14 protein-coding genes and 1 riboswitch are annotated in these 14,945 nt (G+C 74.1%); of the genes, 6 read left to right on the forward strand and 8 right to left on the reverse strand.

Annotation, left to right across the window (positions count from 1 at the left end):
• Window positions 1-29 precede the first annotated feature (29 nt).
• On the forward strand, window positions 30-662 hold the full coding sequence (locus AB6L24_RS09035) for a sulfite oxidase-like oxidoreductase (protein WP_405653985.1): 633 nt from the start codon (window positions 30-32) through the stop codon (window positions 660-662).
• 52 nt (window positions 663-714) lie between these two features.
• Here AB6L24_RS09035 and AB6L24_RS09040 read toward each other — a convergent pair whose 3' ends face one another.
• The 5 genes from AB6L24_RS09040 to thiO all read right to left on the reverse strand — a co-directional run bounded on the left by AB6L24_RS09040 (window position 715) and on the right by thiO (window position 6,669).
• Window positions 715-1,623 (reverse strand): deoxyribonuclease IV, encoded by a 909-nt coding sequence (locus tag AB6L24_RS09040; RefSeq protein ID WP_405653987.1) that lies wholly within the window; start codon window positions 1,621-1,623, stop codon window positions 715-717.
• Between the two features lie 161 nt (window positions 1,624-1,784).
• Window positions 1,785-3,845: a Stk1 family PASTA domain-containing Ser/Thr kinase gene (gene pknB, locus AB6L24_RS09045; RefSeq protein WP_405653989.1), complete on the reverse strand. Its 2,061-nt coding sequence runs from the start codon at window positions 3,843-3,845 to the stop codon at window positions 1,785-1,787.
• Between the two features lie 551 nt (window positions 3,846-4,396).
• Window positions 4,397-5,191: a thiazole synthase gene (locus AB6L24_RS09050; protein ID WP_030363011.1), complete on the reverse strand. Its 795-nt coding sequence runs from the start codon at window positions 5,189-5,191 to the stop codon at window positions 4,397-4,399.
• Between the two features lie 6 nt (window positions 5,192-5,197).
• Complete coding sequence (gene thiS, locus AB6L24_RS09055) at window positions 5,198-5,419, reverse strand: sulfur carrier protein ThiS (RefSeq protein ID WP_380851896.1); 222 nt, start codon at window positions 5,417-5,419, stop codon at window positions 5,198-5,200.
• Window positions 5,416-6,669 carry a glycine oxidase ThiO gene (gene thiO / locus AB6L24_RS09060; RefSeq protein ID WP_405653993.1) on the reverse strand — a complete coding sequence of 418 codons (1,254 nt, stop codon included), beginning with the start codon at window positions 6,667-6,669 and terminating at the stop codon, window positions 5,416-5,418. The genes thiS and thiO overlap by 4 nt, the downstream gene beginning before the upstream one ends.
• A riboswitch (TPP riboswitch) is annotated at window positions 6,667-6,780 on the reverse strand. (Overlaps the previous gene by 3 nt.)
• Before the next feature lie 82 nt (window positions 6,781-6,862).
• On the opposite strand from thiO, the gene AB6L24_RS09065 reads away from it, so the two are divergent.
• The 5 genes from AB6L24_RS09065 to AB6L24_RS09085 all read left to right on the forward strand — a co-directional run bounded on the left by AB6L24_RS09065 (window position 6,863) and on the right by AB6L24_RS09085 (window position 11,415).
• Entirely contained in the window at window positions 6,863-8,089 is a 1,227-nt protein-coding gene (locus AB6L24_RS09065; RefSeq protein WP_405653995.1) for an NAD(P)/FAD-dependent oxidoreductase, read from the forward strand.
• A gap of 175 nt (window positions 8,090-8,264) precedes the next feature.
• Window positions 8,265-8,630 carry an Rv2175c family DNA-binding protein gene (locus AB6L24_RS09070; RefSeq protein ID WP_030363015.1) on the forward strand — a complete coding sequence of 122 codons (366 nt, stop codon included), beginning with the start codon at window positions 8,265-8,267 and terminating at the stop codon, window positions 8,628-8,630.
• Window positions 8,631-8,700: 70 nt separating this feature from the next.
• Window positions 8,701-9,372, forward strand: coding sequence for a thiamine phosphate synthase (thiE, locus tag AB6L24_RS09075; RefSeq protein WP_405653997.1), 672 nt, complete (start codon window positions 8,701-8,703; stop codon window positions 9,370-9,372).
• Between the two features lie 159 nt (window positions 9,373-9,531).
• Window positions 9,532-10,452, forward strand: coding sequence for a methylenetetrahydrofolate reductase [NAD(P)H] (gene metF, locus AB6L24_RS09080; protein WP_405654000.1), 921 nt, complete (start codon window positions 9,532-9,534; stop codon window positions 10,450-10,452).
• A 45-nt stretch (window positions 10,453-10,497) separates the two neighbouring features.
• Window positions 10,498-11,415: a hypothetical protein gene (locus tag AB6L24_RS09085; RefSeq protein WP_405654002.1), complete on the forward strand. Its 918-nt coding sequence runs from the start codon at window positions 10,498-10,500 to the stop codon at window positions 11,413-11,415.
• Window positions 11,416-11,541: 126 nt separating this feature from the next.
• Here the strand turns inward: AB6L24_RS09085 and AB6L24_RS09090 are convergent, their stop codons facing one another.
• From AB6L24_RS09090 to AB6L24_RS09100, 3 genes are all read right to left on the reverse strand, one after another.
• Entirely contained in the window at window positions 11,542-13,089 is a 1,548-nt protein-coding gene (locus AB6L24_RS09090) for a phytoene desaturase family protein (protein ID WP_405654004.1), read from the reverse strand.
• A gap of 130 nt (window positions 13,090-13,219) precedes the next feature.
• Window positions 13,220-13,849 (reverse strand): DUF4126 domain-containing protein, encoded by a 630-nt coding sequence (locus AB6L24_RS09095; protein ID WP_405654007.1) that lies wholly within the window; start codon window positions 13,847-13,849, stop codon window positions 13,220-13,222.
• Between the two features lie 461 nt (window positions 13,850-14,310).
• On the reverse strand, window positions 14,311-14,928 hold the full coding sequence (locus AB6L24_RS09100) for a TetR/AcrR family transcriptional regulator (protein WP_405654009.1): 618 nt from the start codon (window positions 14,926-14,928) through the stop codon (window positions 14,311-14,313).
• Window positions 14,929-14,945: the final 17 nt, after the last annotated feature.

Below are 14,945 nucleotides of genomic sequence, written 5' to 3' on the forward strand. Positions count from 1 at the left end.
CACCGCTCGCCGTCTGTCAGGATGGAGCCATGGGTCAGCCGGTGGGTCGCACATCTCGAGACGTGGCGGAACCGGAGCTTCCGCCGGGGCAGCGACTGCAGCGCGGCTGGCCGGTCACGCACTACGGCCCCGTGCCCAAGTTCCGCCCCGAGCGCTGGGAGTTCAGGGTCTTCGGGGCCACCGCCGACGGCGAGAAGCACTGCTGGACCCATGAGGAGTTCTCGGCCCTGCCGTACGCCACGGTGGTCGGGGATCTGCACTGCGTCACGAAGTTCAGCATGCTCGGCGCCGAATGGGGCGGCGTGCTCGCCCGCGACCTGCTCGCGCTCGCGCCGCCCGCGCCCGACGCCACCCATGTCATGGTCTGGGCCGAGTACGGCTTCAGCTCCAATCTGCGCATGGCCGACTTCGCCTCCGACCGCACGATTTTCGCCACCCACAAGGGCGGCGAACTCCTCACCGCGGAGCACGGTTTCCCGCTGCGGCTCGTGGTGCCCCAGCTGTACGCCTGGAAGGGCCCCAAGTGGGTCCGCGGCGTCGAGTACATGACGGCCGACCGGCGCGGTTTCTGGGAGGAGCGGGGTTACCACAACATCGGCGACCCCTGGCGGGAGCAGCGGTACTCCTACCAGGAGGAGCCGGGGGACGGCCCGGAGCTGTAGCCGCTCCGGGCCGGTGTCCGGCGGGGTCCTGTGGTGGTGCCGACGGGAAGGATCAGGCGTCCCGCAGCTCCTTCAGGCGGGCCACGTCGGCCGCGTGTCCCTCCTTGCCGCCCGGCGTCTCGATGATCAGGGGTACGTCCTCGGTCGCCGGGTGGGTCATCAGCTCGCGGAACGGGTCGGCGCCGATGTGGCCGGATCCGATGTTCTCGTGGCGGTCCTTGTGGGCGGCGACGACGTCCTTGGAGTCGTTGGCGTGCACCAGCTTCAGCCGGCCGGGGCCGACCGTGTCCACGAGCAGGTCGAGGGTCTGCTTCATGCCGCCGGGCCCGGCCAGATCGTGCCCGGCCGCGAAGATGTGGCAGGTGTCCAGGCAGACGCCGAGCTTCGGGTGGGCGTCCAGGGCCTCGAAGTACGGCCCGAAGTCCCAGGTGCGCGAGCACAGCGAGGCGCCCTGCCCGGCGGTCGACTCCAGGAGCAGGAACGGGTCGTCGTCGTGGGTCAGCTCGTCGAGCAGCGGAAGCACCCGCTCCCGCACCTGGCGCAGCGCCACCTTCCGCTCCCGGCCGCCCGTCGCCGAACCGGTGTGCACGACGACGCCGAGCGCGCCGATCTCGCGGCCGCGGCGCAGGGAGTGCCGCATCGACTCCACGGACTTCTCCACCGTCGCCTCGGTGTGCGAGCCGAAGTTGATCAGATAGGGGGCGTGTACGTAGGCGGGGATGCCCTCGGCCGCGCAGACGGCCCGGAACTCCTCGTCCTGCCTGGGGTTCCCGGGCGGGGTCGCCCAGCCGCGCGGGTTGGCCACGAAGACCTGCACGGTCTCGGCGGCGAGGTCGCGCGCGTAGGCGAGGCCCACGGAGGCGAGGCCGCCCGCGACGGGGACGTGGCTGCCGACGGGGTTGCGGCGGGCCCGGGCGGCCTCGGGGGTGCTGGGGGAGTCGGGGGACTTCTCGGTGCTCACCCGGTCCAGGGTGGCACGGGGTGGGGGCGGGGCCGGGCGCGGGGCCCCCCCCCCCCCCCCCCCGCGGGGGGGGGGGGGGGGGGGGGGGGGGGGGGGGGGGGGGGGTCCGGGGGGGGGGGGGGGGGCCCGGGCCCCCCCCGCCCCGGTCCTCCGTCCCTGCCTCAGCCGATCTTGATGGTGATCGTCGACCCCTTGGGGGCCTTGTCGCCGCCGTCCACCGACTGGTCCTTCACCTTGTCCGCGAAGATGTCGAGCAGCCCGCGGTCCTCGTCGACCTCGAAGCCAGCCGCCTTCAGCTCGTCCTTGGCGTCGTCGACGCTCATGCCCTCGACGTCCGGGACCTCGACCATCGGCGGGCCCTTGGAGATGGTCAGCTCGACCGTGTCGCCCTCGGCGATCGTCTTCTCCCCGCTCGGGGACTGCTCGACGACCGTGCCCTTGTCCTCGTCGGAGGTGACCCGCTCCGGGGCGATGCGCACCTTCAGGCCCGCGTCCTCCAGCTCCGCGCGGGCGTCGCCCTCCGAGTCGCCGGTGACGTCCGGCACCTCGACCGGGCGGCCCTTGCTGACGACGAGCGCGACGGCCGAGCCCGCCTTGCGGACCTTCCCCGCACCCGGGTCCGTGCTGATCACGGCGCCCTTGTCGACGTCCTCGCTGAAGGCCTTGGTGACCATGCCGGCGCCGAGGCCCGCGTCGTCGAGCTTGTCCTTCGCCTCGTCCAGGGGCGTGCCCTCGAGGTCGGGCACCTTGACGGTCTCCGGGCCGAGGGAGACGGTCAGCGTCACCTTGCCGTTGTGCCGGATGCGGTCGCCGACGCCGGGGTCGGTCGCCATGACCGTGCCGCGCTTGTCGGTGTCGCTGTAGGCGCGCTTGACCTTGCGCACGTCGAGACCGGCGCCGTCGAGGCGCTTGCGGGCCTCGGCCTCCGTCTTCGCCAGGAGCGCCGGGACCTCTGTGAACTGCCCCGAGTTGATGTACCAGACGCCCGCGCCGAGCCCGAGGGCCAGCAGGACGGCGGCGATCACGGCGGTGATCCCGCGGCGTGTGTTGAGGCGCTGCCGCAGCCGTGCCACGGGGGAGGAGGGGGCTGCCGAAGGGGGTGGCCCGGGCGGCGGGGTGCGCAGCACGCTGGTGTGGCTGAGGCCGTCCTGCCGGGGGCCGGGTTCCTGCCGCAGGGAGCCGCGGAGGTTCCGGGTGGCGGCGGGGTGCTCGGGCTCTTCGGTGGTGGGCAGGGGCAGTTGTACGGAGCGGGCCGCGCGCGGAAGGACGCTCGTACGGTCCTCGGAGCCACCGTGCCCGTTCTGCCCGCCCTGATCCTGCCGGCCGTTCTGGCTCTCGGTGTCGCGGGCCTGCGGGGGTATCGCGTCCAACTGCGCCTCGGTGAGCGCGAACCGCGCCTCGCGCAGCTGCCCGAGGAGGGCCACCGCGTCGTGGGGGCGCAGGTCGGGGTTGCGGGCGGTCGCCGACGCGACCAGTTCGTCGAGCTCGTAGGCGAGGCCCGGTACGGCCGCGGAGGGCGGCGGTACGTCCTCGTTGAGGTGCCGGTAGAGGATCTGGGCGGGGGAGTCGCCCTGGTGCGGCTTGGCGCCGGTGAGCATCTCGTAGAGGACGACGCCGGAGGCGTACACGTCGACGCGGGTGTCGGCCGTGCCCTGCTCGATCTGCTCCGGGGCGAGGTAGGAGACCGTGCCGAGGACCGTGCCCGTGGTGTTCGTGACGGAGTCCACGGCCCGTACGAGCCCGAAGTCGGCGACCTTCACCCGGCCGTCGTCCCCTATCAGGACGTTCTCCGGCTTCATGTCGCGGTGCACGAACCCGGCGCGGTGCGCGGCGCCGAGGGCGGCGAGCACGGGCTCCAGGATGTCCAGGGCGGCGCGGGGGCGCAGGGCGCCGCGCTCGCGCAGTACGTCGCGGAGCGTGCACCCGGCGATGTACTCCATCGCCAGATACACGTACGCCCCGTCGGTGCCCTGGTCGAAGACCCCGACCACGTTCGGGTGCGCCAGGCGGGCCACCGACTTGGCCTCGCGGATGAAGCGGTCGACGAACGAGGCGTCGGCCGCCAGCGTCGGGTGCATCACCTTCAGGGCGAGCAGGCGGTCGAGGCGGGTGTCCACGGCCCGGTAGACCGTGGCCATCCCGCCGACCGCGATCCGTCCGTCGACGCGATAACGGCCGTCGAGCACCTGCCCGACGAGGGGGTCCTTGAGGGTCGTGTCCACGGGGGGAGTCTACGAGGCGCCACCCCGGGCCCCGCCCTCGCGGGCGCCGGACCAGCGAGACTGCAGCGCACCTGTGACCGAGGCCGAACCGGGCCGTGCCCGGGGGTGTCGGGCGGGGGCGCCTCGGGCCGGCCGGCTCGGGTCGGCCGGGGCGGAGGCCCGGCAACCCCAAGCCCGCGCTGCGCGCGGCCTCTCCCACCCGCCCGCCCGTGACTGTCGTCCCCGGAGCAAGGCCGCCCTGCCGGGCGACTCCCACCCACCCCTTGTCCTTGCTCCCCGGAGCAAGGCCGCCCTGCCGGGTGACTCCCACCCACCCCTTGTCCTTGGTGTGTGGCCGGCCCCTTCCCCGGCTGCCACTCCGCTTCCGCCCCCGCCCAGCTCTACCCCTGTGCTTGCCCCCTCGCCTTGCTCCTCCCCCGGCCCGGCCGCGGGCTGCCTCCGCCCCGCCCTCGCAACGGGCGCTCGGGGTGCACCCGGGGACAACGGTCACGGGTGGGCGGGTGGGAGGGGCCGCGCGCAGCGCGGGCGTGGGGTTGCCGGGCGGTGGGACGTCAGAACGCCGGGCGTTCGGGGTCGAGGGCGGCGCGGCCGTCCGTGGGGGAGGAGGCCTCGGCGAAGTGGCGGCGGGGGATGCGGCCGCCGAGGTGGGCCAGGCGCCCCGCCAGGACGCCGTGGCGCATCGCCTCGGCCATGAGGACGGGCTCACGGGCCCGCGTCACGGCCGACGCGAGCATCACCCCGGCGCAGCCCAGCTCCATCGCGAGGCTCGCGTCCGACGCCGTACCGGCCCCTGCGTCCAGGATCACCGGCACGCTCACCTGCTCCACGATGAGCTGGAAGTTGTGCGGGTTGCGGATGCCGAGCCCGGAGCCGATGGGCGAGCCGAGCGGCATGACGGCGGCGCAGCCCACGTCCTCCAGCTTCCGGGCGAGCACGGGGTCGTCATTGGTGTACGGAAGCACGGTGAAGCCGTCGTCGACGAGGACCTCGGCCGCGTCGAGGAGCTCCACCGGGTCGGGCAGGAGCGTGCGCTCGTCCGCGATGACCTCCAGCTTCACCAGGTCCGTGCCGAGGGCCTCGCGCGCGAGCCGCGCGGTCAGGACGGCCTCGCCCGCGGTGAAGCAGCCCGCCGTGTTCGGAAGGACCCGGATGCCGAGCCGGTCCAGGACGGAAAGCACGGAGCCCTGCACACCCGGGTCGAGCCGCCGCATCGCGACGGTCGTCAGCTCCGTACCGGAGGCGACGAGGGACCGCTCCAGGACGTCGAGGCTGGGCGCACCGCCCGTACCCATGATCAGTCGCGACGACAGGGTGAGGCCGCCGATGACGAAGGGGTCGTCCGCCATGTCGCGTCAGCCTCCCTGGACGGCGGTGAGGACTTCGACGCGGTCGCCGTCGCTGAGCGCGGTGGTGGCCCACTCCGCGCGCGGGACGACGGTCTCGTTGAGCGCGGCGGCGACACCGGAGTGCGCGGTGGACAGTTGGGCGACGACGGTGTCGAGCGTGGTCCCGGCGGCCACGTCTCGTACTTCTCCGTTGACGGAGACGGCGAATACGGCGAACGGCGTGGTCATGCGGACAGCTCCGTGAGGTCCTTGGGGGAAGTGGGGCCGGTGGGCGCGGTGGGTGCGGAGGGTGGGTGGGGGAGGTTCGTGAAGCGGGCCGGTGTGAACGCCCGTGCCACCTCCGGCAGTTCACCCGTGGCCAGCGCGTGCGCCATGACGTCCCCGGTGACGGGTGTCAGGAGGACGCCGTTGCGGTAGTGGCCGGTGGCCAGGTGCAGACCGGGCAGCGCGGTGGGGCCGAGGAGGGGCGCGTTGTCGGGGGACGCGGGCCGCAGCCCGGCGCGGGTCTCCGTGAGCGGCAGCTCCGTGATGCCGGGTACGAGTTCGTGGGCGTCGCGCAGCAGTTCGTACACGCCGCCCGCCGTGACCGTGGTGTCCCAGCCCAGTTCCTCGCTGGTCGCGCCGACGACCAGCTCACCGCTGACGCGCGGCACCAGATAGACGTGGCTGCCGCGGACGACGGCCCGCACGGTGCGGTGCAGGAACGGCGCGTACCGCCCGGGCACCGTGAGCCGCAGCACCTGCCCCTTCACGGGCCGCACCGGCGGCAGCACGTCGGCGGGCACCCCCGCGAGCCGCCCGCTGAGGCTGCCCCCGGCGAGCACCGTCTGCCCGGCGGCCAGCGCGGTGCCGTCGGCGAGGACGACGCCGGTGGCCCGCTCCCGCACCACCGAAAGCTCCCGCGCCCACGCGCGCGTGAACGTCACCCCGGCCTGCTCGCAGGCCACGACGAGGGCGGCCGTGAGCCTGCGCGGGTCGACCTGATGGTCGCCGTCGACGCGCAGCCCGCCCCGTACCCCCGGAGCGAGCATCGGTTCGAGACGGCGGCACTCGCGGCCGTTCAGCCACTCCGGGGTGAGCCCCGACCGCTGCTGGAGGGCGTGGAGTTCGCGCAGGTGGGCGCGGTCGTCGGAGTCGAGGGCGACGGCGAGCGTGCCGCACGCGCGATAGCCGACGTCGTGCCCGGTCGCCTCCGTCAGCTCGGCCACGAAGTCCGGATAGCGGCGCGCGGAGGCGAGGTTGAGGCCGAGCAGGGTCTGCTCGCCGTGGTGGAGTTCGGTGACGGCGGCCAGCATGCCCGCCGCGACCTGCGCCGCGCCGCCGCCGGGCTCGGGGTCGACGACGGTGGCGGCGAGACCGCGCTGCGCGGCCCGCCAGGCGGTGACGAGTCCGATGACCCCACCACCGATGACGAGGACGTCTGTACCTGTACCGGTACTCGTGCTCGTGCGTGGTGCTGCATTCGTACGGGAACGCATGGGCGTCCAGCCCCTCCCTTCGCCGGCATGACCCGGATCAGGTTCGTACGGTCGGAGGCCGTCCCAGCCTCCCTCTCAGCCCGGTGCGTCCGGGCTCCCGCGAGTGCTCTGCACGGTCAGCGTAGCCCGTCGTCCCGCGGGCGGTTAAGCCCGTCGTGTCCGCGGGTGGGGGCGCCGTCCTACAGTTGATCGGGTGAGCGAGGACCAGAAGCGGGTGGAGTCGGGGCGGCGCGTGGTGATCGTCGGCGCCGGGATGGCCGGGGTGCAGTCCGCCGTGGCGCTGCGCGAGCAGGGGTTCACGGGCACGGTGACGCTGATCGGCGCGGAGCCCCATCAGCCGTACGACCGGCCGCCGCTGTCGAAGGCGGTGCTGCTCGGCAAGGCGGAGGGCTCGGCCTTCGACATCGACTTCGACGCCCTGGGCGTGGACCTGCGGCTCGGCGTCGACGTCACCGGCGTCCGCCCGGCCGACCACGAACTCGACACCGAGGCGGGCCCGGTCGCGTACGACAGCCTGGTCCTCGCGACCGGAGCCGAACCGATCAGCCTGCCCGGCTCCGAGGGCGTCCCGGGCGTGCACCTGCTGCGCACCCTCGACGACGCCGAACGGCTGCGGCCCGTCCTCGCCGAGCAGCACGACGTCGTGGTCGTGGGCGCGGGCTGGATCGGCGCCGAGTTCGCCACGGCGGCGCGGGAGGCGGGCTGCTCGGTGACCGTCGTCGAGGCCGCCGACCGGCCGCTCGCGGGCGCGCTGCCCGCCGAGGTCGCGGCGCCGATGGCGGCCTGGTACGCGGACGCAGGGGCCGAACTGCGCACCCACGCGCGCGTGGAGCGCGTCGAGCCGGGTGCGGTGTTCCTCGACGACGGCACGCGGCTGCCCGCGGGGGCCGTGGTCGTCGGCATCGGGGCGCGGCCCGCAACGGCGTGGCTCGCGGGCTCCGGGATCGCACTCGGCGCCCACCGCGAGGTGCTCGCCGACGAGCGTCTGCGCACGTCCGTGCCCGACGTGTACGCGGTCGGCGACTGCGCGTCCTTCCCCTCGCGGCGGTACGGGGAGCGGCTGCTCGTGCACCACTGGGACAACGCCGTCCAGGGGCCGCGCACGGTCGCCGCCGACATCGTCGGGGAGAGCCCGACGGCCTACGACCCCGTGCCGTACTTCTGGTCCGAGCAGTTCGGGCGCTTCGTCCAGTACGCGGGGCATCACGCACCCGGCGACGAACTGGTCTGGCGGGGCGCCTCCGGGGACCCGGCCTGGTCGGTGTGCTGGCTGCGGGGCGGCGCCCTGACCGCTCTCCTGGCGGTGGGGCGGCCCCGCGACCTGGCCCAGGGGCGCAAGCTCATCGAGGCCGGGGCCCGCATGGACCCGACCCTGACGGCGGACCCGTCGACCCCCCTGAAACGCGCCACCACCTCCTGACCCGTCTGCTCGGTGGTGGCCCTCGTCCGGGGGCCACCACCCCGTGGGCACAGCCCCCGGTTCCGGGTCACCTCAAGGACCACTCCAGCTGCCGATACCCCCATGGGGCACCGTGGGGCGCAAGGGCACCCCACCCCCGCTACCGGCCCCCGGCCAGAAATGGCACGCTTGATCCGTGACCGAGATTGACGCAAAGACCGATGCTCTCGTCCCCGCCTGGCTGCACCTCCCCGACATCGCAGAGATGCTCGACGTGGAGGTGACGCGCGTGCGCCAGCTGGTCAAGGAGGGCCAGCTGATCGCCGTGCGCCGCGGTGAGAACCGCGCGCTGCAGGTGCCCGCCGCCTTCATCGACGGCGACAAGGTGGTCAAGGGCCTCGTAGGCACCCTGACCCTCCTGCGGGACGACGGCTTCACCGACGAAGAGGCACTGGAGTGGCTCTTCACCCCCGACCCGACCCTGCCCGGCACCCCCGCGCAGGCCCTGAGCGAGAATCGCGGGACGGAGGTGAAGCGCCGCGCGCAGGCGCTCGCCGTCTGACCTGAAACAACCGTCCGGCGTACGGGCCGCGGCCGCGGCCCGTACGCCACCGACACGGGGGGACCTCTTCATGGCCACCGACACGGCGGGCGCCTCCGCGCGCGCCCGGCTCGCCGACGCCCTGCTCTACCTGTGCGTCGACGCGCGCAAGCGCCAGGGGGACCTCCCCGAGTTCCTCGACGCCGTCCTCGCGGGCGGTGTCGACATCGTGCAGCTGCGCGACAAGGGCATGGAGGCCGCCGAGGAGCTGGAGCACCTCCAGGTCTTCGCGGACGCATGCCGCCGCCACGGCAAGCTCCTCGCGGTGAACGACCGCGCGGACGTCGCCCACGCCGCGGGCGCCGACGTGCTGCACCTGGGCCAGGGCGACCTGCCCGTGCCCGCGGCCCGCGCCATCCTCGGCGCGACCGGCGACGACGTCCTGATCGGCCGCTCCACGCACGCCGAGCACGAGGCCGCGGCGGCCGCCGTCCAGGAGGGCGTGGACTACTTCTGCACCGGCCCGTGCTGGCCGACGCCCACGAAGCCGGGCCGCCACGCCCCGGGCCTGGACCTGGTCCGGTACACGGCCGCGCTCGGCACCGACCGCCCGTGGTTCGCCATCGGCGGCATCGACGCGCGCAATCTGGACGAGGTCGTCGAGGCGGGCGCGCGCCGGGTGGTGGTCGTCCGCGCCATCACCGAGGCGGACGACCCCGGCGCCGCCGCGGCGGACTTCGCGAAGCGCCTGCGTGCGGTCTGACGGCGGCCGCGCCCGCACTCCTGTGCGCCCGGCCCCGCATTCGTACGCCTGTTTGAGCAACACCCCCATGGTGTCCGATGCGTGGACAACAAACCGACTAACGGGACAAATGACCAACGTGCGGTTGGGCGACCGCCCCAGCCTGGCTAACCTGCCGGTATGGCCCTAGGCACTGCTTCCACCAGGACTGACCGCGCACGCACCGTGCGCGACATGCTCGCGACCGGCAAGACCACGTACTCGTTCGAGTTCTCGGCGCCGAAGACCCCCAAGGGCGAGCGGATCCTCTGGAACTCGCTGCGCCGGGTCGAGGCCGTCGCACCCAGCTTCGTCTCCGTGACGTACGGTGCCGGCGGCTCCACGCGCGCGGGCACGGTGCGCGAGACCCAGCAGATCGTCGCCGACTCGACCCTGACGCCCGTCGCCCACCTCACCGCCGTCGACCACTCCGTCGCCGAACTGCGCAACATCATCGGACAGTACGCGGACGCCGGGATCCGCAACATGCTCGCGCTGCGCGGCGACCCGCCCGGCGACCCGATGGGCGAGTGGGTCAAGCACCCCGAGGGGCTGACCTACGCCGCCGAGCTGGTACGCCTCATCAAGGAGTCCGGCGACTTCTGCGTGGGCGTCGCCGCCTTCCCCGCGATGCACCCCCGCTCGGACAGCTGGGAGGCCGACGTCGAGCACTTCGTCGACAAGTGCCGCGCGGGCGCCGACTACGCCATCACCCAGATGTTCTTCCACCCGGAGGAATACCTGCGCCTGCGCGACCGCGTCGAGGCGGCGGGCTGCGGGACGCCGATCATCCCGGAGATCATGCCGGTGACGAACGTGCGCCAACTGGAGCGATTGCCGCAGCTCAGCAACGCGGACTTCCCGCCGGAACTGAAAGAGCGGATCCTCAGGTCCCAAGACGATCCCGCGGCTGTACGCTCCATTGGCATCGAGTTCGCGACGGAGTTCTGCGCGCGGCTGCTGGCCGAGGGAGTGCCGGGGCTGCACTTCATCACCTTGAACAACTCCACGGCGACGCTGGAGATCTACGAAAACCTGGGCCTGCACCACCAGCAGGCCTGACCGGTCGTACCCCTGGGGCCGCGGCCGCAGGGGAGAGGGGCGTACATGGGCTGGACGGTCCTCTACATCGCGTTCGGCGGAGTCGCGCTGTGGCTGCTCGGCGAGGTGCTGCTGCAGTACAAGGCGCGGCTGCGCTGGCGGCTGCTCGCGTTCGTCGGCTTCCTCGGTGTCGTCCTCGGCGTCCTGATGCCGTCGGTGGTCGTCATCGCCGTCGGCGCGATCGCGTTCGCCACCGGACAGACGTATGTGACGCTGTCGTTCCGCCGCGGCTTCTCGACCGGCTGGGCGCTCGGCGGCCAGCCGGGCGCGAGCAGGCGCCGCAAGACCATCACCCGGGGCGCCCCCGCGGAACCGACGCTCCAGGTCTCCGACCTCGAGTACGACGCCGCTGCCGCCGCCGAGTCCGGCGCGCCCGCCGCCGACGTCCTGGAGCAGCAGGCCTCCGGACCCGGCGTGTACGAGACCGAGCCCATGCCCGACGACACCGGGCAGTACGGCGTCTACAGCGACGCGGCGTACGCCCAGGCCCCCGCCGGTGACGGCTACGGCTTCGACGCCTACCCGCCGTACGACCCGCAGGGCGCCCAGGCCCAGCACGACCAGCAGGACCCGCTGACCTTCGGCTACGGAGAGACCGGCGAGCAGCGGTACGCCGCCTACTCCGACCCGTACATCGGCCCGCAGACCTACGGCGCGCAGCCGGGCTACGACACCTACGCCGACCCGCAGCCGTACGCGCCCTACGGGGGCGACACCTACGGCGGCGGCTACCAGGACACCCCGCCCGGCGGCGTCTGGGTGCCGCACCAGCGCACGAGCGAGCCCGCGCCGCCCTACGGCGCGGAACTCCCGCCCGAGCAGCCCGGCTACCCGCCGTTCCAGGGCGAGGGGCTGCCGCCGGAGCCCGGGGGGCAGTTCGGCTATGAGCCCGGGGTCAATGGGGAGCAGCAGTACCGGTACTGAGGTCGGGTCCGGCTGTCGGTGCTGGCCAGGGCCGGTGCTGGTCCGGCGACACTCACGGGTCAGCGGGCGTTGCCGCCCCGGGGTGGCAACGCCCGGCCGGGTCCCGGCGCCCCGCCTTTCGCGCGCTCACTGTGAGCCGCGGAACTCCGGTCCCTCCACGATGAGTCCGGCCGCCAGCGTGCCCGACATGCCCGCGTGCGGCAGCCCGCCGCCGGGGTGCGACCAGCCGCCGACCGCGTAGAGCCCCGCCACGGCCGTGCTGTTGGCCGGGTGCAGATGCCGTCCGGCCGCGGCGGCGAGGACGGGGGCGGGGACCGCGCCGCCTTCGGCGCCCGTCGCCTCGGCCACGTGCGCGGGCGTACGGACCTCCTGCCACAGGAGGCGGTCGTCCAGGCCCGGGACCACGGCGCCCGCGCGGGCGATCAGCCGCCGCACGTCCGCGTCGGTGACCTCGGCGCCCGCCGGGACCACGGCGGTCAGCGTCACGGCTTCGTGCTCCGCGTCCGGCGTGGACGTCGGATCGTCGGGGCGCAGGACGGTGAGGGTCGGGGCGGCGGGGACGCCGGGGGAGCCGTCGTGGGCGGGGCGGGCGCCGCCGGTGCTCCCGGGAGCGCCGGGGGGCCCGAAGACACGGTCCAGCTCGTCGGCGCGGTCCGTGGTGTGCAGCACCGTCCGGTGCGCCGTGCCCTCGGGGCGGGCGCCGCGCAGGGCGAGCAGGACGGTGAGGCGGCTGGGGAGCCCGGACTGCGGGGGCACGTCCTCGGAGGTGCGGGCGGCCGTGCCGGACAGCATCGCGTCCAGCGCGCCGGGAGCCACCCCGGCCACCACGAAGTCCGCGTCCACAACGGTCCCGTCGGCCAGCTCGACGCCCCTCGCGCGCCCGTCCTTCTCCACGATCCGCACGACGTCCGACCCGAACGCGAACTCGACCCTGCGCGCACGGCACCGCTCGTACACGGCGGTCGCGAGGGCCCGCATGCCGCCGCGCGCGGACCAGGTGCCGAAGGTCTGCTCCAGATACGGCAGGACGGCCGCGGACGCCGGGGCCGTGCGCGGATCCAGGCCGCGTACCAGCGCGAAGTGCTCGAGGAGCGTGGTCAGCCGGGGCTCGCCGCCCAGCTCGAACGCGCCGACCTCGGCGAGCGTGGCCGCGCGCCGCTCACGGCGCAGCAGGCGCTTCCGGGCGACCGCGGGGTAGGGCTCGCGGTCCGCGAGCACCTGCCAGTTCGGCCACAGGGGCTCTTCGAGGAGCGGGCGGCGGGCGCGGTCCCAGGCCTCCCGCGCGCGGTTCATGAACGCCGCCCAGCGCGCGCCCGAGCCCGCGCCGAGCGCGCCGTCCAGGGCCTCGCCGACGCCCGCGCGGGAGACGTTCGGCAGGTCCGCGGCCGTGCCGTCGGCGAAGACGTGGCGGACGGCGGGCTCGACCTGGGACAGCTCGACGCAGTCCTCCAGGGGCTGCTTGCCCGTCTTCACGAACAGGTCGCGGTAGACCGCGGGCAGGTGCAGCAGGGACGGGCCCGTGTCGAACCCGAAGCCGTCCCGCTCCACGCGGCCGAGCGCGCCGCCGTACGTCCCCGCGCGCTCGTGCACCACCACCCGGTGGCCCGCCACGGCCAGCCGGGCGGCGGCCGTCATGGCGCCCATCCCGGCGCCGATCACCACAATCCGTGCCATGCCAGGGACTTTATCGGCACCCACTGACAGTGCTTTCGGGTGCCCGGGCCGACCCGGTGGGCGCCCGGGCCGGCCCGGTGGGCGCCCGGGCCGACCCGGTGGGCGCCCGCGTCGGGCCGGCGGCGTCGGCTCAGTCCGGCGGGTGCCGACGTCCGTCCGGAGGCCGCCCCGCCGCCATCCTCCGCTCCTCCCGCCGCTGCGCCCTGCGCCGCAGGAACCGCCGGATCCGGTGCGCGAGGAAGAGCAGCAGCACGAGCCCCGCGACGAGCAGCACGGCCGCGATGATCGCCGCGGCCTCGGGGTGGAACATCGCGAAGCTGACGATCCCGCCGACCCCGAGGTCCTCGGCGGTGCTCAGGACGAGGTTGCTGAACGGCTCGGGGGAGGTGTTGACCGCCATCCGCGTCCCGGCCTTCACGGCGTGGCTCGCGAGCGCCGTCGACCCGCCGACCGCGCCCGCCGCCACGTCCGAGAGGGAGCCGCTCTGCCCGGCGAGCAGCGCGCCCACGACCGCCCCGGACACCGGCCGGACGACGGTGTGCACGGCGTCCCACACCGAGTCCACGTAGGGGATCTTGTCGGCGACGGCCTCGCAGGCGAAGAGCACGCCCGCGGTGATGAGGACTCCGGGGCTCTGCAGCGACTCCGGGACCTCGTCGGACAGGCCCGTGGCCCCGAAGACACCGAGGAGCAGGATCACCGCGTAGGCGTTGATCCCGCTGGCCCAGCCACTGGTGAACACCAGGGGGAGTACGGACACGGCGTGATCGTAACCAGCGGGGCGCGATCCGGCCTGGGCACGGACACCCACGTCTGAGTATCCGTACCTAGGCGCGGAGATGAGTACGCGCGCGGATGGGCCCCGACCTGCGGGGACGGGAGAGTGAGGGCACGGAGAAGGGCGCGGCACCGGAACCGCCGACACGGGGCGGCGGAATCGGGCGGCGCCCTTGGCCGCTCCTCCCGCCTCGCCCGTGGCGGGAGCGAGGCACGGGGGCGACCGGGGGACGACCACGGGGGTCGCGCGGGGGAATGCGACAAGCGCCGGTCCGGTGGGGCCTGGGACATCCAGGCTCCACCGGACCGGCGCCGCGCGACGACTGCGAACGGGTGAACGAGGTCGGCGACGGGGCCGACGACGAGGCCGCGAGCAAAACCGCGAGCGAGACCGTGCGTGAGGCCGTGTGCGAGGCCGGACAACAGCCCGCCACCCGCTGCCGCTCACCCGCTGCCGCTCACCCGCCCCTGCAGCAGCCGCGACAGCGCCGCGTGCACGTCGTCGAGGGAGCGCTCCGGCTGGAACGACTGCCAGTCGAGCGCCGCCACCAGGACCATCCCGACCAGGGCGGCCGCCGTCAGCGGGATGTCGATCTCCTCGCTCAGCTCACCGCTCTCCACGCCCCCGCGCAGCACGTCCTCGACCACCGCCACGGCCTGCTGGCGCACCACCATGAGCGTGGACTGCCAGGCGCGGTTGGTGCGCCACAGCTCGGCGACGTACAGCTGGGTGAAGGCCGGGTAGCGGTCGATGAAGACGAGGCCCGCGCGGATCATCGCGTCCAGGGCGTCGACCTTGCGGCCGCCCTCCCGGGTGGCCTCGTCGGCGGCCTGCTTCAGGGACGCGGTGAGCAGGCCCACGCCGTGCCGGAGCAGCTCTTCGAAGAGGACCGATTTGCTGGCGAAGTTGTAGTAGACCGTGCCTTTCGCGACGCCCGCCCGCTCGGCGATCTCGTCAACTGTCGTGGCGGAGAAACCCTGTTCCGCGATGAGGGTGACGGCTGCTTCGTAGAGCTTCTGCCGCGTGGCCTCGCGCCGCGAGCTGCTCGCACTGCTTTCCATGAGCTTGATTTTCACAG

It is taken from the genome of Streptomyces sp. RK9, from assembly GCF_045070545.1.
Classification (GTDB): Bacteria; Actinomycetota; Actinomycetes; order Streptomycetales; family Streptomycetaceae; genus Streptomyces; species Streptomyces alboflavus.

Coding starts and splice junctions, on each gene's coding strand:
- AB6L24_RS09090 (WP_405654004.1), bottom strand. CDS start 13,089: ATGGCACGGATTGTGGTGATCGGCGCCGGGATGGGCGCCATGACGGCC.
- metF (WP_405654000.1), top strand. CDS start 9,532: ATGGCCCTAGGCACTGCTTCCACCAGGACTGACCGCGCACGCACCGTG.
- AB6L24_RS09050 (WP_030363011.1), bottom strand. CDS start 5,191: ATGGCGGACGACCCCTTCGTCATCGGCGGCCTCACCCTGTCGTCGCGA.
- AB6L24_RS09035 (WP_405653985.1), top strand. CDS start 30: ATGGGTCAGCCGGTGGGTCGCACATCTCGAGACGTGGCGGAACCGGAG.
- thiS (WP_380851896.1), bottom strand. CDS start 5,419: ATGACCACGCCGTTCGCCGTATTCGCCGTCTCCGTCAACGGAGAAGTA.
- AB6L24_RS09100 (WP_405654009.1), bottom strand. CDS start 14,928: ATGGAAAGCAGTGCGAGCAGCTCGCGGCGCGAGGCCACGCGGCAGAAG.
- thiE (WP_405653997.1), top strand. CDS start 8,701: ATGGCCACCGACACGGCGGGCGCCTCCGCGCGCGCCCGGCTCGCCGAC.
- thiO (WP_405653993.1), bottom strand. CDS start 6,669: ATGCGTTCCCGTACGAATGCAGCACCACGCACGAGCACGAGTACCGGT.
- AB6L24_RS09085 (WP_405654002.1), top strand. CDS start 10,498: ATGGGCTGGACGGTCCTCTACATCGCGTTCGGCGGAGTCGCGCTGTGG.